Source organism: Fibrobacter sp. UWB2, assembly GCF_002210425.1.
Taxonomy (GTDB): domain Bacteria; phylum Fibrobacterota; class Fibrobacteria; order Fibrobacterales; family Fibrobacteraceae; genus Fibrobacter; species Fibrobacter elongatus.
This window is the reverse complement of record NZ_MWQK01000004.1, coordinates 385,016-407,044: the sequence shown is the minus strand read 5'-3', so window position 1 is coordinate 407,044 and position 22,029 is coordinate 385,016. Positions and strand designations below refer to the sequence as shown.

20 protein-coding genes are annotated in these 22,029 nt (G+C 43.6%); 10 read left to right on the top strand and 10 right to left on the bottom strand.

Features of this window, described 5'->3' with window-relative positions; translation table 11 throughout:
* Window positions 1-22: 22 nt before the first annotated feature.
* The 8 genes from B7982_RS09935 to B7982_RS09900 all read right to left on the bottom strand — a co-directional run bounded on the left by B7982_RS09935 (window position 23) and on the right by B7982_RS09900 (window position 6,057).
* Complete coding sequence (locus B7982_RS09935) at window positions 23-1,033, bottom strand: phosphatase (protein WP_088660602.1); 1,011 nt, start codon at window positions 1,031-1,033, stop codon at window positions 23-25.
* Entirely contained in the window at window positions 1,023-1,379 is a 357-nt protein-coding gene (locus B7982_RS09930) for a hypothetical protein (RefSeq protein WP_088660601.1), read from the bottom strand. The genes B7982_RS09935 and B7982_RS09930 overlap by 11 nt, the downstream gene beginning before the upstream one ends.
* A gap of 92 nt (window positions 1,380-1,471) precedes the next feature.
* Window positions 1,472-1,660 carry a hypothetical protein gene (locus B7982_RS09925; protein WP_144065952.1) on the bottom strand — a complete coding sequence of 63 codons (189 nt, stop codon included), beginning with the start codon at window positions 1,658-1,660 and terminating at the stop codon, window positions 1,472-1,474.
* A gap of 245 nt (window positions 1,661-1,905) precedes the next feature.
* Window positions 1,906-2,652 (bottom strand): 3-methyl-2-oxobutanoate hydroxymethyltransferase, encoded by a 747-nt coding sequence (gene panB, locus B7982_RS09920; protein ID WP_088660600.1) that lies wholly within the window; start codon window positions 2,650-2,652, stop codon window positions 1,906-1,908.
* A gap of 89 nt (window positions 2,653-2,741) precedes the next feature.
* Window positions 2,742-3,479, bottom strand: a complete 738-nt coding sequence (recO, locus tag B7982_RS09915) for a DNA repair protein RecO (RefSeq protein ID WP_088660599.1) — start codon at window positions 3,477-3,479, stop codon at window positions 2,742-2,744.
* Between the two features lie 24 nt (window positions 3,480-3,503).
* Window positions 3,504-3,860: a histidine triad nucleotide-binding protein gene (locus tag B7982_RS09910; protein WP_072827496.1), complete on the bottom strand. Its 357-nt coding sequence runs from the start codon at window positions 3,858-3,860 to the stop codon at window positions 3,504-3,506.
* A 25-nt stretch (window positions 3,861-3,885) separates the two neighbouring features.
* Window positions 3,886-4,617: a hypothetical protein gene (locus B7982_RS09905; protein ID WP_088660598.1), complete on the bottom strand. Its 732-nt coding sequence runs from the start codon at window positions 4,615-4,617 to the stop codon at window positions 3,886-3,888.
* 18 nt (window positions 4,618-4,635) lie between these two features.
* Window positions 4,636-6,057, bottom strand: coding sequence for an ATP-binding protein (locus tag B7982_RS09900; RefSeq protein WP_088660597.1), 1,422 nt, complete (start codon window positions 6,055-6,057; stop codon window positions 4,636-4,638).
* A 281-nt stretch (window positions 6,058-6,338) separates the two neighbouring features.
* Between B7982_RS09900 and B7982_RS09895 the strand changes: the two genes are divergently transcribed.
* The 3 genes from B7982_RS09895 (at window position 6,339) to B7982_RS09885 (ending at window position 9,494) form a co-directional block, all read left to right on the top strand.
* Window positions 6,339-7,211, top strand: a complete 873-nt coding sequence (locus tag B7982_RS09895; protein ID WP_088660596.1) for a lysophospholipid acyltransferase family protein — start codon at window positions 6,339-6,341, stop codon at window positions 7,209-7,211.
* Window position 7,212: 1 nt separating this feature from the next.
* Entirely contained in the window at window positions 7,213-7,890 is a 678-nt protein-coding gene (locus B7982_RS09890; RefSeq protein WP_088660595.1) for a hypothetical protein, read from the top strand.
* A 116-nt stretch (window positions 7,891-8,006) separates the two neighbouring features.
* Window positions 8,007-9,494 (top strand): PP2C family protein-serine/threonine phosphatase, encoded by a 1,488-nt coding sequence (locus B7982_RS09885; RefSeq protein WP_088660594.1) that lies wholly within the window; start codon window positions 8,007-8,009, stop codon window positions 9,492-9,494.
* Between the two features lie 72 nt (window positions 9,495-9,566).
* Here B7982_RS09885 and B7982_RS09880 read toward each other — a convergent pair whose 3' ends face one another.
* Together B7982_RS09880 and B7982_RS09875 are read right to left on the bottom strand one after the other, a co-directional pair.
* Window positions 9,567-9,830, bottom strand: a complete 264-nt coding sequence (locus B7982_RS09880) for a hypothetical protein (protein WP_014546831.1) — start codon at window positions 9,828-9,830, stop codon at window positions 9,567-9,569.
* A gap of 87 nt (window positions 9,831-9,917) precedes the next feature.
* The gene (locus tag B7982_RS09875) at window positions 9,918-10,124 is read right to left on the bottom strand and encodes a hypothetical protein (protein ID WP_233138484.1); all 207 of its coding nucleotides are present in this window, start codon (window positions 10,122-10,124) and stop codon (window positions 9,918-9,920) included.
* Window positions 10,125-10,467: 343 nt separating this feature from the next.
* Here B7982_RS09875 and B7982_RS09870 point away from each other — a divergent pair, with 343 nt between their 5' ends.
* Genes B7982_RS09870 through B7982_RS09840 form a run of 7 tightly spaced genes read left to right on the top strand, consistent with a single transcriptional unit; the run spans window position 10,468 to window position 22,018 of the window.
* On the top strand, window positions 10,468-11,160 hold the full coding sequence (locus tag B7982_RS09870; RefSeq protein WP_088660593.1) for a VWA domain-containing protein: 693 nt from the start codon (window positions 10,468-10,470) through the stop codon (window positions 11,158-11,160).
* Window positions 11,161-11,177: 17 nt separating this feature from the next.
* The gene (locus B7982_RS09865; RefSeq protein ID WP_088660592.1) at window positions 11,178-11,624 is read left to right on the top strand and encodes a hypothetical protein; all 447 of its coding nucleotides are present in this window, start codon (window positions 11,178-11,180) and stop codon (window positions 11,622-11,624) included.
* Window positions 11,624-12,346 (top strand): PP2C family serine/threonine-protein phosphatase, encoded by a 723-nt coding sequence (locus B7982_RS09860; protein WP_088660591.1) that lies wholly within the window; start codon window positions 11,624-11,626, stop codon window positions 12,344-12,346. The genes B7982_RS09865 and B7982_RS09860 overlap by 1 nt, the downstream gene beginning before the upstream one ends.
* Window positions 12,346-13,836, top strand: coding sequence for a protein kinase (locus tag B7982_RS09855; RefSeq protein ID WP_088660590.1), 1,491 nt, complete (start codon window positions 12,346-12,348; stop codon window positions 13,834-13,836). Before B7982_RS09860 ends, B7982_RS09855 begins: the two co-directional genes overlap by 1 nt.
* On the top strand, window positions 13,836-17,249 hold the full coding sequence (locus B7982_RS09850; RefSeq protein ID WP_088660589.1) for an AAA domain-containing protein: 3,414 nt from the start codon (window positions 13,836-13,838) through the stop codon (window positions 17,247-17,249). Before B7982_RS09855 ends, B7982_RS09850 begins: the two co-directional genes overlap by 1 nt.
* Window positions 17,237-19,312 (top strand): hypothetical protein, encoded by a 2,076-nt coding sequence (locus B7982_RS09845; protein WP_088660588.1) that lies wholly within the window; start codon window positions 17,237-17,239, stop codon window positions 19,310-19,312. Before B7982_RS09850 ends, B7982_RS09845 begins: the two co-directional genes overlap by 13 nt.
* Before the next feature lie 36 nt (window positions 19,313-19,348).
* Window positions 19,349-22,018 (top strand): chromosome partitioning protein ParA, encoded by a 2,670-nt coding sequence (locus B7982_RS09840; protein WP_088660587.1) that lies wholly within the window; start codon window positions 19,349-19,351, stop codon window positions 22,016-22,018.
* Window positions 22,019-22,029 lie beyond the last annotated feature (11 nt).

The window sequence follows — 22,029 nt, the reverse complement described above, 5'->3', positions numbered from 1 at the left end:
TAGGATCCATCAAGCATCTCCTTTATTTGTCATCCCCGACCTGTTCGGGGATCGCCGTCTCGGATGTGGCATCCGTCTTTTTTAGGAATGCCGGGCGCTTCTTTGGCTTGGGTTCCGGTTCTTTTTCTGGCGGGTAGAGGAGTCCGAAGCGGAGTCCTGCCGTACTGATCTTGAACGTTTCTACGCGAAGCTTTTCGAGGAGCGAACGCAACCAGAACAAACCGCAAATGATAACTTCGTGGCGGCCGTTTCCAAGTCCTGGGAGCATCGCGCGGAGTTCTTTCGAAAGATTCGTGATGCGCGTGGTGACCGCTTCAAGGTCGGCAAGGCTCATTTCGAGACCTTCAATCGCCTTGTAGTCAAACGTTTGGCTGTTCAAGAAGACCATCGCAAGTGCGGTGCCTGTACCACCGATAAGGTAGACAGGCTTTTTCGTCATGCCCTTGAAGGACAAGTCCTTGAATGTTTCCTTGATAAACTTCTTGTATTCCGGACCGGGAATTGGGCCCATCGCCTTGAACATCTTGAGCGCGCCAACGGGAATCGAGAATGTCGTTTCGCCGTTGCTGAGTTCTGTGGAACCGCCACCGATGTCAATTGTGACGTTTCCTTCGCCGTGCCATTCCTTGACGGAGCGGTAGGTGAGCTTGCCTTCTTCTTCTCCGGTGATGACGCGCGGCTTGACCCATACTGCTTTTTCGACAGCTTCAATCACTTCGTCCGGGTTTGTGGCCTTGCGCATGGCTTCGGTCATCGCGACTGCCTTGAGGTCTGCGCCGAGGGCGTGCAAGTCCATGCGGAACTTGGTCATGATGTTGACGAGTTCCTGGATGCGTTCGGGCGTGATTTTCCCGTGTTCGTAAATGTCTTCGCCGAGGCGGCAGACTTCGACCTTCTGGAGTTTCGGCACGAGAATCTTGCGCGGTGCTACAGGCGCTTCACTTGATTCGGCAGGTGCGACTTCGAACGCTGCGATTAGCAAAATGCAGCTGTGACTCCCGATGTCAATGGTTGCCTGGAGTTTATTTTCCACTTTCGGCCTCGTCCTTTTTTTCTTCTTGCTGATTCATCTTTTTCAGCATGATGTTCTTCATCTTTTCGGCGAGGGCGCCTGGATTTGTGAGGAACTGCTTGGCGTGAGCGATTGCTTCTTCAACGACGGATTCCGGGTACTTGGAACTCCATGCGGCGACGATGTCGCCTGTCGTGCTGCCGAGCGGTTTCTTTTCGCGGATTTCCTGGCCCATCTTGAGAGCGAGCAAAAGTCCGAGTTCGAATGCTTTCGGTTCTGCTTCGGCTTCAATCATCTTTTCGATGCGGGCGATGCGTTCTTCAAAGGGAATGTTCTGCGAATTGGTCAAATCATTTTCTGAAATCATGCTAACAAAAATAGTAAACGGAGGGCGGACCGCCAATATAAAAAAAGACCCGCAGAGGTCTGCGGGTCAAAATCGTTGGATCAAAAAGAAGATTACTTCTTGGCGGCCGGCTTCTTAGCAGCAGTCGGCTTCTTGGCAGCGGCCGGCTTCTTAGCGGCAGCGGGCTTCTTAGCAGCGGCCGGCTTCTTAGCGGCAGCAGGCTTCTTGGCAGCGGCCGGCTTCTTAGCAGCAGCGGGCTTCTTAGCAGCGGCGGGTTTCTTTGCAACAGTTTTTGTAGCCATTTTTTTTCTTCCTTTTTTGTTATTTATTTGTTGATACCTGAAAAATAACTTCTTTTTCACAAATAATCAACACATAATTTAAAAAAAAGTGATTTTTTTTGAAAAAATTTTGTTATAGCGTTCACTTGATAGAAAAATGTTATCGTTAACAATTTTGAGTAAAATAAAATCGACCTCTTGCGAGATCAATTTGCTAAATAAAAATGATTTTAGTTTATCTTAAATTTAGAACTAAATATTTTTAATTAAGCTCTAGCCTTGACACTTTCGATGTATTTCTTAACTCCTTGAACACCAACGGAATACATATCTACGAACTTTGTGGCGAACGGCGGAATTTTGTTCGGATGCATGCCGAGAGCATCGTGCATCACGAGAACATGACCGTCTGTGAACTTGCCTCCGCCAATGCCAATTGTCGGTGCGGAGACTTCTTTCGTGATTTTTGCACCAAGTTCTTCGGGAATGTGTTCGAGAACCATTTCGAAGCATCCGAGACCGTCGACGAACTTTGCTGCCTCTTCAATGGCGCGAGCTTCTTCTTCGGTTTTGCCTTTCTGCTTGAAGTTTTCTGCAGTCTGCGGTAAAAGTCCGAGGTGGGCGCAAACGGGAATGTCCTTGCTGCGCAAAAATTCGATGACGCCTTCGGGAGTGCCTTCGAGCTTGATGCTGGAACAGCCCACGTCCAAAAAGCGGCGGGCGTTGTCGTAAGCGGTTTGCGGATCCTTGTCGCTCATGTAGGGCATGTCGCCAATGACGTGCGTGTTCGGGGCGCCGCGGCAAACGGCGGCTGCGAAGATGAGCATTTCGGTCATGCCGATTTCACGCGTGCTCTTGTAACCGAGCATTGTGTTTGCAAGGCTATCGCCTACGAGAATCTGGTCAATTCCGGCGGCTTCTGCAATGTTTGCGAAAGCGAAGTCGTAGGCGGTGATCATGGAAATCATTTCGTGCTTGGATTTTTTTGCTTTGATATCTTCTGGTGTTAACATGATGACCTCTTCACTTAAACTTTTCAACTAGGGCAAATATACAAATAGTGTAAAGTTATGGCTATTCCGGCGGAATCCAGTGAATGAACTTAATGATAATCAAACAGCTTTCGTGTTTCGTTCAAGAATTTTATGGAGTGGATTTCTTTTAAAAATCCGATGTGATGGCGCAAGTAGGTGAGGAGCGCGTTCTCGGCGAATTCAGGACGCTCGATTTTGCCGCCTGTTTGAAGCGCCCAAAGCCCATTGAGCGTTTCTAATCGTGCACGCGGGTGCTCGACACCGAGGCATGTTTGGCATACGAATCCGCCTGTTTCGGGGAAAAAGTCTGCGGCAGGCTTTTCGAGTGTGCGACCGCAGCGGCTGCAAGTGGTGAGGTCTAGATTGTAGCCCCACATATCGCAAGTGTCCAGGAGCCACTGCGCAAAAATGCGCGACTTGTCGGTGATAACCTCATCAAATTCGCTGATGGCTTGTTCCAACCGCTCAAATTCTTCTTGCAGGGGGACGCCTTGCGGCGCGTAACGCAGAATCATTTCGGTCATGACCTGCGCTTTCGCTGTGCTGAGTAAATCGTTGCGCAAGTTCTTACGCCAGTCCAAAAGCGTAGCTTCCTTGATGAACTGCAAATCGGTATTCGGATTTTGGCGAAAAACGACTTCGCTTAACGCGAGCGGATCAAGGGCTCCCCGGAACGGAGATTCCTTTTTCTTTCCGCCCTTCACGATAAACGAGACAATCCCGCTTTCTTCCGTAAGCGCCTTGACGATAAAGCTAGAATCGCTGTACGGAAAGCGGTGCAGAACTATAGCGCGAGTTTTGATCATAAGTTCGCGGCTTTTATGCCGTGATTACTTCGCTGGGAACGGAGGCCAGCCCATTTCCTGTCCGCCAACGACGTGCAGGTGGATGTGGAACACCGTCTGACCGGCGTCAGCCTTGCAGTTGAACACAAAGCGTGCGCCGCCTTCTTCGAGGCCGAGGTCTTTCGCGATGAGCTGTGCGCGGTAAAGCATCTTACCCACGAGTTCGCAATCTTCCGGCTTCATGTCCATGATGGTTGCAATGTGGCGCTTCGGCACGACCAAAAAGTGTACCGGAGCTTGCGGGGCGATGTCATAGAAGGCGAACACATCGTCGTCTTCGTAGATTTTCTTGGAAGGGATTTCACCCTTGATGATTTTGCAGAAAAGACAATTTTCACTCATAGTATGTATAATAGTAGTAAAAGTTTTAGGGGTTTGTGTTGTCGATGTTCAATTGGGCAATCGCCTTTTCATTTGATATGGGCTGTTGAACCAACTTCATGTAGATGAGCAGGGTGATGATTGCGAATATGTCGAAGAGTACTTTGAAGATAAAGACGTACCTTATAATAGGGAAGAAAAAACTGGTGAAGACTAAAAAAGTCCAAAATTGGATACTCTTTATCATCCCGAGTGTTAGTAAAAAGAACAGGAAAAGAAAGGTGGCAGGTATGAGCGGGGTCAAAAGAAGGAACGTTGGTATGGGTGCGGAATAGATACCATGTTCCTCAAGAATCTTTTTTTGTTGTGTGAGGATGTCCTTGAAAATGAAAAACGTCATGAACTGGCCGATGCAGGGAAATAGCGATCCGATAGCGGCATCCTTTGGAAAAAATCGTGTTTCTGTCCATTTGCGAAGGTTTCTTAAAATATGGTAAAGCCATTTGCAATAAATTGAGGCTGTTGAAAACAACATGAAGAATATGAATAGGGATAGGATTGGATATATAATAAGAAATAGATTGTCAAAAAAATTGGAACCTAAGCTGAGTGTTGCTATCCCAATCACGAAAATGAACAAATCTGCCAAGATAATTGTTTGAATCGATTTCTTTGACCTGGCAATCAGTTTCTCGCCACGCAGGACGTTCTCCTGAATTTTATCGTCAGGAACTTCTTGCGGTTTGTCGTTGACTGATTTGGTTTCTTTGTAAATCATAATACCTTGGTGGACAAACTAGAATAAATCGTCTAACGTCAACTCGTTTTGAATTTCGTTCCATGCAGCGTTCTTCGCGAGGCCGCATGGCGTTACAAGTGTCAAGTAAAGCGACTTGCGGGTCTTTGTGACTTCGCGGAATGTCTCGCGGCGTTGTTTTAAATATTCCATATACGTAGAGGTGATTTCGTAAGGCTTGCTAGAATATTTCATTTCGCAGAGATTGATGACTTGGTCGCGACGGTCGATTAGCAGGTCGATTTGTGCTCCTTGCGAATCTTTGTCGCCTTTGTAACGCCAAGAACATACATCGCTTTGGATTCCTGAAATGCCAAGTTTTTGCTTGATTTGGTCGATGTGATTTAAACAGACTTGCTCAAAGGCGTAGCCGCTCCATGCTCTGCGACTTGGTGAATCAATCATGTTGCTCCATCTGTTTTTGTCTCCACCACGGTAATTTTTGGCATAGCGTAGATAAAATAGTGAATAGAGATCTACGAGTTGGTACATGATGTCTTTTGCTTTTTTTCCGAAGGCTGCATAGCTACGGATAAAGTCGCAATTTTCAAGGTTTTCTAAAACTTCCGTTAGCACACCGCTATCAGAAATTTTTAGTGCGGCTACAATTTCAGAACGAGTCATCCCAATAGTCTTTTTTGCGAGCAATTCAACGATTCGCTTATACATCGTTGAATCGTTAAACAAGGACTTGAATAGGAATCCGTATTCTTCGGCAAGGGGAGCGTTGGGTGCGAAAAATAGTTCGTCTATATTTTGCGTTGTACTGAGACCTTTTTTCAGCATATCCAAGTAGAACGGCGTGCCGCCAAGGCACATGTATGTCTCAAAAACTTGTTGCCTTGAATAAGGCATTCCTCTGGACTTTATAAAGTCTTCGGTTTCTTTAAGAGTAAATGCTGAGAGGTGGATTCTCCTTGTAACGCGGTTGTGGAGACCTCCCTTGTTGCCGAGGAGTTTGTTTGTCATCCACGAAGTTGCGGATCCACATACGATTAGTTTGAGATTGTCTTGTCGGGAACCCCAGCTGTTCCAGAAATATTCGAATGCGTTCAAGAATTTTGAACGAGGGGTGTCCAGCCAAGGGAGTTCGTCTATAAAGACTGTTATGGGGCGCCCTTTGATGCTTCCTAAATAGTTTTGTAGTAAGGTGAATGCCTCGTCCCAAGAACTTACGGCCGGAACGAAACTCTTGGAATATTCCGCAATCTTTTGGCAGAATCGGCTCAGCTGTTCTTCTTTGCTTGCTCCATACGACCCGGTGCAATAAAAGTCGAACTTGTCGTTGAAGTATTCGCGAATCAAGAATGTTTTTCCGATGCGACGTCGGCCATAGACTGTAATGAATTCGGGCTTTCCTGATTGCGCGCATTCTTCAAAAAGAGCCTTTTCCTTTAACCTTCCGACAATGAGCTTTTCCATAAGAACCTCTAGTAGTATTACGAAATCTACTAAAAAAATAGAGATTTCGCAATAGTTCGTTTTCTGAAATATTACGAAAAGTGATAAAAAATATGAGATTTCGTAAAGGTTCAGATTTTGAAGTGCTACGAAATGTGTTTAAAAAAGTGAGATTTCGTAATGGTTCGGCTGAAATTTGAATGTCCGTAGCTATGGCGGACGCTTTTCCTCGCTTGATGTGAACGATTCCGTATCCCGTTCTATCGCCGAAACAAAAATATTTTTCGTATCTTTAATCCGTAATGATTTTCTTTGGTAAAATATTGGCGGCGGTTTTTGCGTGCGGTGCTTACGTGGTGCTTCGGCTTACGGGCTGGAAGCATAAAACCGTATTAGCTAATGCAAAGCATGTGGCTTCACCCGTCAACTACGATGAACTTTTGCTTAACTTGACGCGTCATGCGAGCGAACTCTTGTTTCGTTTCGGGACTTTCAAGAAGTTGCCGCATGATTTTACCGCATACCCGTGCTGTGTGGATGGCTGGGACTTTGCACTTGACGAGGCGGCTATTCCGGTGCTCGAAAAAATGCGGAGCGGCGGAATCTTCTTGACCGCGCATTACGGCAATTACGAAGCGATGGGGCCGTGGCTTTGCCGCCTTGAAATCCCACTTGTCGCAAGTTATATACCCGTGAAGCCCAAGTGGCTTAATAACATTCTTGAACGCAAAATCCGTGCGGTCAATGGCCTGAGTTATTCCGTGGATGCCCGGACACCTCGCGACTTTATACGCATCTTGAACGAAGGCAATCTTTTCTGCTTGCTTTCCGATCAGGATTCCCGCATTCCGAGCGCACTTTCGGGAACGCTCTTGGGGCAACCCGTAAATGTGAATCCGCTGCCGGACTTTTTGCTCAGGCATCGTCCGCAAACACCTGTGTTTATTTGCTGGATGGAGGAACGCGGCGCATCTCCGAAAGATGAATCTCTAGAACACTCGTCTTCAAAAAAAGTTCGCGTGCTCCACGCTGTCGAGGTGGGAGGCGTGCAGTCCAAAGTCGCCGAAAAATTTAACAAGTGGCTCGAAGAGCGCATCTGCGAAAATCCGAATCTCTGGTACAGCTTCACGCACCGTCGATTCTACAGCCAGTCGCCAGAAATCTATGGAGGGTAACATGGCTTTTGTCCCACACGAAAAGAAACCATTACTTGCCCGAATACTGGATTGGTTGAACGAGCCAGATGAATGGCCTGCTTGGGTGCAGTTCTTTTTGCTGCCGCGACCGCTCGGGCATAATAACTTTTTCACGGTCCGCATCGTGTTGCTTGTGGCGATGGCATTCTTTACGCTACAGGCGTTCGCTGGCGGGTATGAATCCTGGATTGCGCAATTCCTGCACAACCTGAACCTGCCGGTTCACGAAACGGGGCACATCGTTTTTAGAATCTTCGGGAGCGAAGTGATTACGTCGCTTGGTGGCTCGCTTTTCCAGACGATTATGCCGCTCGTATTTTGCTTAGCACTTTGGATTAAACCCCGTGACCTGTTCGGCGCTTCGATTGCGCTTTGGTGGGCGTTCGAAAACCTGATTGACGTGGCGCCTTACATCGAAGATGCTCTCCCGATGAAACTCATGCTCATTAGCGGTGGCACCGGTGCCGAAGCCCCTTACGGGTTCCACGACTGGAACTTTATCCTCTCGGAAACTGGCCTGCTTTTGAAATGTGACTCAATTGCCTCGACCGTTTATACCGTTGGCTATGTCGGCATGGCGCTTTGCGTTTTGTGGGGTGCCTGGAGCCTGATTTATTATTTTGTGTTCCAACGCCAAAATAAAGGGCTTTTGGACTAGTTTTTTATTGTAAAGATTGTGATTTTGAACAAAAATAGAAACCTAAATTGCGATTTTTCCCCTAAATAACATATATTATAAAACTACAAGAATTGCATGTTGAGGGGCGCAGTATTATGAACACATCCCGCCATACAAAAATACGGAGCGTTACGGTCCTCGTAGTTGCTGCATTGTTGCTTGAACTGACGACCGCAGTGCAGTACATTTCTACACGCCGTGCCATTACCGCACAAATTAAGGAAATGGCCAAGCACGATCTTACCTCTGCAAACCGAATCATTGAAGTCAAGGAAATTGCAGAATCTGCCATTGCGGCTGTGCTGCCGGAAGTGGAGCGCCTTGTCGATACACAACAGCAAGATTCGTTGCACATGGCGTTGCAACGAGTGGTTGCGAACCATCCTGAAATTGTCGGCGTCGATTTTGCCTATCGTGTGGGGAGTGATGGCCTTCGCGATGGGTATTTTACGTTTAGGGACGATGCAACCAACGAAATAAAAGACACCGTGATAGGATTTGACTATACGGAACGCACTTGGTACCGCGAGGGCTTGCATGGCACAGGTTCCTGGAGCGAACCGTACATGAGCCGCTATTACGTGGCGCTGATGTCTACATTCTCGCGGCCAGTCCACGATCCTCAAGGACGTGTCGTTGCCGTTATTGGCGCCGACGTCCCGATGCGAGAACTCTCTTCGATGGCTGTGCAGCTGTACGATAACCAACAGCGCTCGCTTATCCCTGTCATCATTCTTCAGCTTGTCGGCCTCTTTGTGCTTGGCTTTATCATGTACCGCAGCATCATCAGCGTCCGTAAGTTAAGCAAAGTCAGTGCCGAAAAAGACCTGATTAACAGGGAACTTGGCATTGCAAATGCGATCCAGACGGCGATGCTTCCGCCACCGCTGCCCGAAAGCGAATTCCTGAATATCGTTGGTAGTCAGGTCCCGGCAAAACAGGTGGGTGGCGATTTTTATGATTATTTTGTGCGTGATGGAAAGCTGTTCTTCAATATCGGTGACGTCTGCGGCAAGGGAATCCCGGCGGCACTTGTCATGTCGATGACGCAGGCCGTGTTCCGCACGATTGCAACTAAAGTCGATGATCCATCTCACATTGTGATGGGAATGAACACGATGGCCAGTCGTGGAAATACGACGGGAATGTTTGCAACGCTTTTTGTTGGTGTGCTAGACCTTGCAACGGGGCGCCTGAGCTACTGCAATGCCGGCCATGAAAAGCCCATTATCATTACTGGACGTAATATGCGATATCTCGATGTTACCGCAAATATCCCTATCGGGGTCATAGAAGAAAAAAAATACAATATCCAGGAATCGGTCATCGCTGCGGGCGATATGATCTTGCTCTATACGGATGGCCTCACCGAAGCGATGAACGCAAATGGAAAGCTGTTTGGATTGAAGCGCGTTGAAAAAACGATTTGTGGGGGTGGAAAAACTGGAGGCAATAGTGAACTCTCCGCATTTGCGGAACCGCAGCAACTGCTGGATACGATGTCACATGCGGTGTCCGAGTTTGTGAATGGCGCGGAACAGAGCGACGACCTCACCATGCTTGTGATAAAGTACAAAGGATAAGGACGGGGAAAATATTTAAAAATTGCCTAAAATAGGTTACCTATTTTAGGCTGGGTGAGGCGCTGCTGGTTACTAAAACCAGTAGCGCTTCATCTTTTTCATGAATGCTGCGTCTACAGGCCATCCGGAAGCGTCAGGGATGACAGAGTCAATAGCGCAGTATGGGCATAACGCTGTCAGGTCTTCCCTGTCGATGCAGAAGTCTTCTACTTCTGATGCGGGGAATGTTTTGCAGCAAAAGAAGCAGCCGCACATCTGGGATCTTTTTACGAGCCCTCTGTTCTGGAAGGAAGCGGCGTGTGCCTTTTTGATAATCTCAGGCATGTTTCTAGTCATATAAGAATCCTCTATAAAAGTTTTCCCATGTTGGGAGTTTTTAGGCAATGCTGTTTTGAATCTTGCCGGATTGGATAAGAAATTCTCTTACGTAGCGATATAGTCTCTACAGAAGTTTGAAAAAGCTCTGGAATCGCTTGGAGTGCATGGAACAGAGAATATCTTATTTGCTCCTTCTTCAATGTGTCGCAAGATGACGTGCTTGCCGTGACGTGCGATTTCCCATTTTTTGGACTTTAAGATGTTTAGGACGAAATCGCGGATGTCTTTGTTGTTGGAAATGTAAGGCTGCATTGTGCTCTCCTGGGCTAAGGTTTGTTGGATGCCGAGGGAATAGCGAAATGCGTGCCAAATTGCAGCTAATGTTGGGCTCTTGTTTGAAATAATGAATAAGGTGTCGTTTTTTGAACAAAAAGGGGACTTTTCTGGGGCGTCAGATATCTTTGGAAAAAAGAACTATGGTGTGTTGCTTGTTTAATACGAAAAATTTTTCCATTTAAAAGAAAAATATTACGTATATTAAATATTGGTTTTGCAGAAATGTTGATTTTCCCGTAAAAACGGCATTTTTTTACTTGGCATGAATTTTGCATTTGAAAAAGTGTAATTTTGACCATAACATAAAGGAGATTTTATTATGGCATTTGATCCTTCTAAGTATACCGTTGCCAAAGCTCGCCCGCTTCCTGTGATTCTGCTGCTTGATCGCAGTTGTAGTATGTCCGGCAACAAAATCAACCAGCTCAATGCATCGGTCAACGAAATGATCGAATCTTTTAAGACGGCTGGTCAGGGTGAGGTTGATATCAATGTTGCCGTTATCAGTTTTGGTGTGGGCGGAGCTACTTACGATGTCCCGCTGCAGCCTGCAAAGAATATTGAAAGTCTTTTGTGTTTGAACGCAAATGGCAACACTCCGATGGGTGCCGCTCTTCGCATGGCGAAGGATATGCTTGAAGACAAGTCTATTATCCCTTCTAGCGGTTACCGCCCTGCTGTGGTCCTTGTTTCGGATGGAGAGCCTAACGATGATTGGAAAGATGCCATGCAGGCTTTTATTGGTTCGGGTCGTAGCTCGAAGTGTGAACGCTTTGCCATGGCTATTGGGACTACAGAGGCAGACGACGTTCTGAACAAGTTCCTCAGCGGCACGGAAAACAAGGTGTTCCGCGCAGATCAGGCAACGCAGATTCGTGACTTTTTCAAGTTTGTGACGATGAGCGTTTCTGTCCGCAGCCGTTCGCAGAATCCCAATGCTCTTCTGCCTGCTGCAAGTAATACGCCTGCACGTTTGGAAGACTTGGCTAAAGAATTCGGTTTAGATCTGTAATTGGGAGAATCTTAAGCATGAAAGAGCTGTATGTTATTGTTGATGTTTCTGGCAGTATGTATGCCATGGGTAAGCCATTAATTGTTGGCAATATTTTGCAGACTCTTTCTGCTTGTGAAAAATTGGCTGATGAGACGGATCGGATTACTGTTGAAAAAATACAGTGGGACGGCAGTGCGAACGAATTTGAGTCTTTAATTGAAAAGTGCAACGAGAAAAAAACACTGCTTTTGACGGATGCCTATTCTTTGGCTGATTCATGTTGTAAGTCGCGCGTCATAAAAGATTTTATAGAAAACTCAAAAGATTCTTTGTATCTCGTTCTTTGTGGCGGTGATGCCATGGATGTTTCGGCTTATAAGTTTTTTTCAAGCTTGAATGTGGTTCTTGCTGAAGATGTATTGAAGACCGTGGAAATTTTGATGAGTCAACAAGACTGTTCTACCGAAGAAGAGGGCTGGTGATGTTTTGCTTTGGAAAAAAATTTGTATGTGGCGCAAGCGTTAAGGGGCCGTCCCATGTGTTGCATGGAATTGTCAATCAAGATGCGTTCTTGTACCTGAAAAAAAGAAAGTATTCTCTCTTCGTTGTTTCTGATGGTATGGGGAGCAAGCCTTATTCTGATTTAGGTTCAAAGATGGCGTGCATGTCTGTGGCCAAGGAAATTGAGCTCTTTGTAAAAAACAAGCATTCGTCTTATCCGATTTCTCAGTTGTTTGAGAATGTTGTTGAACAATGGAAAAAGTCGGTTTTGCCTCACGATGTAAAAGAATGCTCTGCAACATGCCTTTTTGTATTTGCAACGAAAACAAAAATATTGACCGCAAGACTTGGAGATGGCATGATTTGCCTATTGGGCAAGGAGTCTTCTCAAAGTGTTGCACTGACGGATGACAAGGATGGTTCATTTTCTAATGCGACTTGCTCGTTGTCGGATTCTTCTGCGGTGCGGGAATTTAAGTATGCCATTTATGATAGGTCTTTGTTTAAAGGGGTTGTGTTGTCGACGGATGGAATATCCGCAGATATGAATTCTGGGAAGGAACTTCCATTTGCGGAAGATATTTTCTGCGAATTGAAGAAAATGTTCTTTTGGAAGCGAAACGCTTTTTTGCGGAATATGATGGAAAAATGGCCTGTTCCGCACCATACCGATGACAAAACTATTGTTGTAGCGGGGCTGTAATGCAAAATGCTGATGAAAATGTTTTTCCCTTGTGTGATAGTGAAGGGAATACTGTAGAAATTAGAAGTGTGCTGGATTCTTATGGTTGCTCGCACGATATCGCTAAAGTTCTAGGTCAAGGAGGGCAAGGTGTTGTTTGCCTTACTCGCAATCCTGAGATTGTTATAAAGTTTGCACTTGATTCCAAAGGTCGTCTTATCTGTAGGGACAAAAATAAGGAAACTTTCTTAAAAAATGATGCAGCCTTTAAGGCGATTATGCAAAAACCATTTCCGGAAAGGCTTCATTTGGCTTATCCGATGGCTCGCCTTGTAGATTATTCTGGCTATGTGATGCGTCTTATGGGTGATATGACGGGTTTTTCTGACCTTGTTCCTTTGGATGAAAAAGCGATTGGAAAAATGTCTGAAGATGGTGGACACCGTAGGCGTTTTGAACTGCTTGCGAAACTTGCGGCTTTGTTGGCTAAAATGCATGGTGTAGGGATGGTCTATTGCGATTTGTCTCCGAATAATGTGTTTGTGACAAAAGATCCTAAGTTTACAACTCAGAATGTTTGGCTTATTGATGCAGACAATGTTTTTATTCCTGGTGAGGATTCTGAGAAATTGGTATATACGCCTCGCTATGCGGCTCCGGAATTACTTGAGGGGAAAAGCTGTAGTATAAATAGCGATGTGTATTCCTTTGCTACGTTAGCCTTTGAAACTCTTGCTGCTCTCCATCCGTTTGCAGGAAAAATGGCCAAGGTTGGAGGTTTTGAAGACGATTGGGATGTAACCGCTAAAGATGCGAAAAAAGAAGATGAACAAAAGCAAGTTGATATAGATCCACAATATTCTGGCAAAATTCCTTGGGTTGAAGATTTTAGCGATGTTTCTAACCATACAGATGATGGTTTGCCTAGGCAGAATTTCTTGACTGACGAGACTTTCACTTTGTTCAACATGACTTTCTCAGAAGAAGGTCGTGAAAACCCGAAAATTCGACCTACGTCGGTTCTTTGGGCAAGAGCGTTTGCCCATTCGCAGGCACAAAGCGTGCGTTGTCCCGATTGTGGCATGAGCTTTGTGTATGATGAATCTGCAAAAAATTGTCCTTGGTGTGATAAAAAGCATCCTCCGATTTTGCTGTTGAAAGATGAAAATGGCAAGGTTGTCTTTGCTCATGAATTGGAATTTTGTGAAGATAATTCTGGTTCTGAATTTCCTTTGCCAGAACATGTGTTTATGCCGTTTGATGTAAACACTTTTTATCGTGGAGTCTTTAAAGTACGTACTGTAAATTATAATGGCAGAGGTATCGAGTTTTCTTTGCAATTGCAGTTTGTGGATAATTGTGACTTTTTTATGGGTGTAAATGGAAAAGAAGAAAAAATTTCGGGTCGTTACATTCTTCAGATAAGGAAGGGCGAAACGTATGCCTTAAAATGTGTTGGACGCAACGAATGGTCTCGTACTCTTTCTGTTGAAATTGTGGGGAAGTGCTGATGATGAATGTAAATCATATTGAAACTGTTCCGTTTTATGAGAATATTGAAGCAAAGGTTGTTGTTGATAAAGATGCTTCATGCATAAAAGTAGGCTCTTTTACAGTCGTGCCGAATCCCATTCATCATAACTATATTATCCGGACGAAAGATCGGGCTGTTGAATTTGATTTCAAGAATAAGCAGGACAAAGAAAATGTGGATTTCTGCTTCCGCAGAAAACAAGCGCATATATGCGAAGTAAAGTCGGTCTCCAAAGACGGTGAATTTATTTTTGATTTTTATGTGTTTGCGGGGGCTGTTGTAGAATTTGGCGATGTTGCTATTCTTGCAGAAATGGAAAAATTTGGCAAACTGCAGGATAAAAAAGGCAAAGATGTTGAAGAATTCCGAAAGAGGCTTGCTGAAGATTGCATGGTGATGCTTGATGGTGAATCTTATTTTATCATGCAAGGGGATTCCGAAACTCCAAATGATGAACAGGAGGAGAATGCCGATGATTCAGATGAACCGGAAAAAACAGAAATTGGTAGCGCTTTTTCAATTCTGTGCAGTCATTTTGGTAAATGTTTTGCTATAAAGGTGCAACAGAAAAATTTAACCTCAACCGGAACTGAAAAATATTTTACGGTAACCGGTACGGCTTTGCGTAAAAATATTCGCCCCGCTTGCAATTTTCACTTGGTAAAGGCGAACATCTCTTTTTCGGATCAGAAAACAAAGGCTTCTGAATACAATCTTGAAAAGCTTAAAAATCTGATTGAAAAAAGCGGCAGTTATTTAAAGGCTTGGCGCGAATATACTGCGGCTCGTGGAAATCGTATTCTTGAACAGGCTCGAAAGTTCGGCGTATTGCATTATGAACGTTGCACTCCTGTTTCTGAAGACTGCATAAAGCTTTATTTTAAGGAAAATATTTCTAAAAAAATGAAGGAATCTTCGGTCGAAGAAGCGGTCCTTTGCTTCAATAATGTGGCACAGCCTCTTTTTATGCAGGATATAAAATGTGATTTCCTTGAATATTGCGAAAAGAAGAGTCTCGCTGCGAAGGAACGCAAGGCGATAGAAGCAAATGAGAATCAAGCAAAAAAGAAAGTAGTTCAAGAAGAAGTTGTATGTGATGTTGCCGATTATGAAGGTAATTGGATTCAACTTACGCTCCCGACGGATAAAAATGCTCCGACAATTTCAAACATTCCTCAGAAAGGCTGTATTTGGATGTCCATGACTGGCGAAGAGAGCCAAATCAATCGACAGCAGGATGCCTGGGATATGATATCTACGGGACGTGCGGGCATCAATTTTTTGGGAAATATTTTGGAAGGCAGTTTTGATTTTATGTCATTTGGTAAGAATCCTTCCAAGATGCATATTTCAAATCGTGTGCAAGAGAAAATATTTAGGAATCCGCCAACAGATCGACAGCTTGAAGCGATTGACGTGGCTCTGACTACTCCTGAAATTGCTCTTGTGCAGGGGCCTCCTGGCACTGGCAAGACTACAGTCATTACGGCTGTTCTTGAACTTTTGAATGAAATGCAGGATAAACGCGGTGTCACTGCGGGTCGTGTCCTTGCAACGTCGTATCAGCATGACGCTGTAGAAAACATGATTGAGCGAATTCGCATCAATTCCCTGCCGACTTGGAAATATGGAAAGCGTCGTGACGCTCATGGGAGCTACAACGAACATATAGATTCCTGGTGTAAGGAAATTGAAGAAAGAGTCCTTTCGCTTCATCCGAATATTGAAATTTCTCATAGCGAAGAAATCTTTGCAGATAAAATTGCCGAATATAGAATATCTCCGTTACCAGAAAATAAAGAGAGCTTGCTTGAATATGTTGCTTTGCTCCCTGTGTCAGAAAAGCTTGCTTCTGAAGCGAGAAATCTCTTGTTGCGAAAAGATAAGGCTATTTCTTCTGTGGATAAGGCTTTATTTAGAAAAATCCTTTCCATCAGAACTTCTGAAAAAACGTATTCTGATGATGGACAAAAGCGTGTAGAAGAATTGTATTTTGCGCTTGAAAGTATTTGGCTGCCTAGGCATCAAGAATGGGAATCGTTTTTAATGGATTTGGTTGTTGGAAACGCATCGCCATCGACAGAACAACTTCAAAAACTTGCTGAATTGAAATCAATTTTGCTTGAGGAATTTTCCCCAAGACCTGCATATTTTGCTTTTGAGGTTGATGACGAGGTTATGTCCTTATGCAATAAGGTTGTCGTTTTCTTGATGTCGCTCCATAGCAAAAAAAGTAAAAAGGATCAGATTATTGCAGATTGGGTAGACGCTCTTCGTTCGGGGCATCAGGCGTTTGCCCGAACATTGAAGGAATGTGATTATGTTTATGCAGCGACAAGCCAGCAGTCTGTTGGAAAGGATATAACGAAGCAAAAAAAATCTGTTGAACAGGCGAATAGTTCCTATATCAAATTGTATGATACCGTTATTGTGGATGAAGCGGCTAGAGCGACTCCTCCCGATTTGCTTATCCCGATGTGCAAAGCTGTAAAACGTATTATTCTTGTGGGTGACCATAGGCAATTGCCGCAACTCGTTGATGACGACCTTTGCAATGATGTTTATGAAAAAACGCAACAGGAAATGGAATCCAAGAAAGATTCCACTTCGGAGTCGTCAGAAAATGTGAATGACGCTTACGAGAATGCTTTCAAGTTAAGCCTTTTTGAGCTATTGTTCAAGAAACTCAAGGAATTAGAGGAAAAGGATGGCATAAAGCGGACGATTACATTGGATAAACAGTTCCGTACTCATCCTGTTTTAGGACATTTCTGTTCCCGTCTTTTCTATGAGCCTTATGGCGAAGGATACGAATCTCCAAGACCGGCGAGCGACTTTGAACACAATCTTCCTGGGATTGAAAATAAGGCTGCGGTTTGGATTGATGTTCCTAAAGAATGCGGTAGAGAAGAAAAGCATGGAACGAGCCGAATTCGTGATTGCGAAGCCGAGTGTATAGTCGAGACTATGATGAATTTTGTACGGAGTCAGAATCATCTTGCTAAAGAAAAGAAAATGAGCTTTGGTATCATTACGTTCTATAGCGCTCAGCGAAATCTCATTCTGCAAAAGCTTGGACGTTATAAAAAGGAATTGAAAGATTCTGTGACTTACAAGGTTGGAACTGTTGATGCTTTCCAGGGAATGGAATTTGATGTCGTCTTTCTTTCGGTTGTGCGTTCTACAGGGGCTATTGATTTTCTTACTCCCAATAGACTTTGCGTCAGTATGTCTCGTCAGAAAAAAGTCCTTATTGCTGTTGGAAGTAAAGATTTTGTGACATCTGAAAAGGCGAGGGCTCAAAAGGTGCCTGCTTTGGCTGAATTTTATGATTTGTGCAATGGAAAAAATGACGAAGGTTATGGAGTGGTCTTGACATGGAAAAAATAATTGGTGGAAAAGAATGGAATGGTGCATTCCCTGTAAGAATACGCCAAAAAATTTTGTGGCCTTGTTTTGAGTTCATTGCCCAAGCTGCGGGTGTTGATGATTATGAGAGAAATATCATCGAAGAGGTAATCCTTCGGCTTGCGGATATCAATGTGACTGATATCAAGGATATTGCTTCAAGTACAGGATTAGAAGAAGATCTTATTTCTTTTATGCAGTCGCGTCTTGAACAGCATGGATGCCTTGATGGTTGTTTCAAGATAACAGATATTGGCAAACAAAGATTGGGTGAGATGATTGAAAATCACAGTAGTTCAATACATGTTTATGTTGATGCTGTATCTGGAGATGTCGTTCCTTATTTTAGCATGTTGGAAGACAATGACCGATTTAATTACTCTTTTGGAAAAGAGGTGTGGGAAGAATCAGGAAGGTCTTTTTTCAAATATAAAGGTTACTCGACAGCAGGAACCGAATCGGATGAATTTGAAACCGCTTACAAACTTCAATATGACAAGAATTTGAATTTTGTCCCGCGAAGTGAAGACGTTACAGCGATGCTTCATAAGCTTTACCCTGGTAAAGACGGAATCTATGCGCGTGTAGAAGAAAAGCAAAATACGTCAAAAAATCTCAGATGGATTTTGATGGATGTCTTTCAGCCGGAAGGCTCGTCTCGAGACTGGGTGTTTACTGATGGCTTTGGTAAGGTGACTTCGTTCTTTTCTGTTCAGCGGATTAAGAATGATGTTGATAAGAAATATATTGCAAGCCTTCGTGAAAGTGTCCAGGTAAGAACAAATGCGAATAATAGTTCTTCTGTAAGCAAGTCTGTCGAAAGGTACTCCAAATTGAAGGAAAAGCTCGTTCCTGTACAGAAATGCATGAAGGAATTGAATTCGTTTGTGGATTCTCCAGACAAGGAAGATAAATTGCGCTCAGCGATGGTTGATTCTGTAGTTTATTTGATTCAACTTGTAGAATGGGTCCTCTTCTATATTTTGCACAAGCGTTCTAATGAGTACTGCGCTAAAACGGTTCTTGACAAGAATAGAAGAATGTTCAATAGCAAAGCGTCTACCCATATTATTGGAAGTTCGGCTTTTAAAAGTGCGCAAAATCTTGGTTTTGATGTTGGCTTGAATGAGAGGAAAGCTTTCTGTCAAAAGAATGGGAAACTTTGGAATGCCTTTGAAAAGACTCCAAAACTGTTACCTCTTTTGGATTTGCTTCTGATATCTTTAGATCAAGAGTCTTGGCTTAAAGAATTTGCAAGCGAAAATCCCGATTTCCTGTGTATCCTTGTAGATTTGAATGAAAAACGCAATCAAGGAATGCACGAAGGATCTGTTGGGAAAATTGAGGATTTTCCTACCTATGTAGAAGAAGCGTACAAAGAAATTCTTCTTTTGATGCAAAAGGGACTCAATATCAAGGTAAAGGAAGCAAGTGAATTTTCTTTTGAAGAAAAGATTGCTTTGCGGAATGAACGAGATGAGGCTATTTCTAGAATGGAGGATTCTCTTGGATTTTCGCTATGCTATGCATTGAATGCGGGTTTGATCAGCTTTATTATTGATATGGAACGCCGTGGAACGAATGCTGAAAATTTGAATAATGCGATTATTCTTGATCAATATCGAATTTTGGAGTATTTGTTTAAATCGGTAAATGAATGTCTTGGTGATGAACTGAAAAATTCAGGTTGGGTGGAAAAGGTAAAACGTGCTGGTTTTGTAATTCCTGAAGAAAATGTATTTAAAACGTTGCTTAAGACAAAAGAAGATAAAATTAGCGCTGCGTTGAATAGGAAAAATGCTTCAATGAATGCTGCCTGTATCGCTTTTTGTACGCTTGCCGATGCGGAGTTGTTGCGAGGAATTTCTGCCCAATGGCGTGAAATGCTCTCGGATATATGTTATATCGCGCATAAACGGTCTCATGGGGAAATTCCGGATTCTATTGATGAGAAAAGGACTCTAGAAATAAAAAAACGAATAATTGATTTGATTCATTATTTTGCGAAAAATGGATTTTTAACAAGTTATTTGTTTAACGGCTAAAAGAAAGAATTTAAATATTAATTGGAGATAAAAACTATGTCTGAAGAAAAAGATTATACAAAAGAAGAGAATGTTTACTCTAAGGAAGATGTCAAAAAACTTCTTGATGCATCAAAGAAAAAAATTGATGAACAGAAAAATCAAATCACGGATTTGAATAATCAGCTTGAAAATTACAAGTCCCGCGAAGCGTCTATCCCGACGGAAGAAGAAATTAAGGCCTTTAATGAGCAAAAGGCTGATGTCGTGGCTCGTAAAATTGCGCTTAATGCCCAAGAAGAGGCTTTTAAAAAGATTGAGGCATCGCTTGTCGCAGCTTCTCACGATCTTGCGCAGAAGAAGGCTGAACTTTTTAAGGATGCCGAAAAGCTCGCTGCTGACTTGCATGAAAAGCGTATCAATGAAACCAAAGAAGAAATTCAGAAAATGCGCAATTCTGCAACAGAATACTGTGAAACGTTGCGTGAAGACGCGAAAAAGGCTGCTGAAAAAATTCAGAGTGAAGCTAATGACTTTGCCGAAAAAATTCGCTTGAGTGCAAAAACGGAATATGACCGCATTGTCAATGACGCTAAAGGCAAGGCTAATGGAATTATTGATGCTGCAAAAGTTGATACTGAAAATTTAAAAAATCAAATTGAAAAATTGAAAAAAGAAAATGCGGAACTTTCTGGAAAGAATACGGAACTTGATGCCCAAAATAAAGCTCTCTGTGAAGATAAACAAGGCCTTGTCAATGAGTTAAAACAGCAAAAAGCTGAATTCGACAAGACTACTGCTACTTATGAAAAGACGATGGCGAATTTTGAAACTCTCAGGGTTCAGCTTGAATCGAGTGGAAAGAATGTTGATGAATTCTCGAAGAAAATTGCTGAGATGGATACTCGCGAGCAGGAACTCAACGCCAAAAACGATGATTTGGACGGACGTGATCGTATTGTTTCCTTTAAAGAAAAACGTAATGATGTCAAATCTAAGGGTCTTGATGAAAGAGAAAAAAATATTGATAATGATGTAGAAAAACGTTATTCTGAAATCCTTGCTGATAAGGATCGCAAGATTAAACGGATTGAAGAAGAAGCTGCATCTTTGCGTAATTCTATCCATGCTAATGAAAGCATTGTTGCAAAATTCGAAGACCTTAAGGCTGAATTTGACGGCAAAAATCCTGCGGAAATCCTTTTGGATTACCAGCGCGTAAAGCAGGAACTTGCCCTTGCTTTAGAAAAGGTCAATAATACACCGTCTTATACGTTGCAGAAAACTGCGGCTGATTTGGCAGAAGAAAAAGAAAAGCTTGTAGAACGTGAAAATGCTGTTGCGGAAAAGATTCTTCAGAGTGGGGCTTTGCATAGTCAGCTTACACAAGCTTTAGCAGAAAAGGATTCTTTGGGTCAGAGGATTGACGCTCTTGAAAAAGACAAAAAAATTGTGGAAGACCAGCTTACTCGTCTTCGCTCGACTTATGAAAATCCTGCAGAACGTGATGACCGTATCAAGGCTATCAATGAACCGTTGATTAAGGAACATTTAGACCGTAATAAATCGGCGGATATTAAGGAAACGGAATGGCTTAAGGGCATTAATGATAAGATTGAACAAAGCGGGTTCCATTTCTCGAACCGTATTCTTAAAGCTTTCCATACGGCTCTTAAAACTTCTGAAATGTCTCCGCTTACGGTGCTTGCAGGCGTGAGCGGTACGGGTAAGTCGGAACTTCCGCGTCTTTACTCCCGCTTTGGCGGTATCAATTTCCTTTCGATGCCTGTGGAACCGAACTGGGATTGTCAGGAAGCAATGCTTGGTTATTACAACTCGATTGATAATTGCTTTGAACCGACGGATATGCTCCGTTTGCTGGCGCAGTCTCAGCGTAATGTTGATGATCAGCAGGGGCTTAATGATGTCATGACGATGATCCTCTTGGATGAAATGAATCTTGCGAACGTTGAACTTTATTTTGCGGACTTTTTGAGTAAGCTTGAGACTCGTCGTGGCCTTAAGGAAAATGATCGCTCGTTCCCGTTTATTGGTGTGAAAATCGGAAGCAAAATGGCTGATTTTCCGCTTCGTTTGGGACGCAATGTTCTTTGGACGGGTACGATGAATAACGACGAAACGACAAAGACTCTTTCGGACAAGGTTCTTGACCGCGGAATCGTGATTAATTTCCCGCGTCCCAAAACGTTAATCCGTTCTAGGAAAAATAGCGTCCTTGCAGAACCTGCACCACTTCTGTTGAAATCCAATTGGAGCTCTTGGCAGAATGCGGTTGATTTTGAAGACAACCTCATTAATGGCTACAAGGAAAAAATCGAACAGATTAACGAACAGCTTGGAAAGGCGGGACGTGCCTTGGGCCATCGTGTCTGGCAGTCTATTGAAAACTATATGTCGCTTTATCCTGACGTCATTGCTGCTGAAAGTGATTCGTCTCGTAAGCATGCTATGGATAACGCGTTTGAAGATCAGTTGGTGCAGAAGGTGATGCCTAAGCTTCGCGGTCTTGAAACTCGCGGTACGCAGAAAGATGTGCTGGATGCGATTAAAGGCATTATTCCTGAAACTCTTCATGAAGACTTCAAGAATGCGGTAGAACAGAATTATGGTCAGTTTATTTGGACAACATCTGGTTATTTGCTGCGTGACGATGTTTCGAATGATCCGCAGAATGCAAAAGATTCTGCTGAGGCAAAACAAGACTAAGGCGTAAGGAA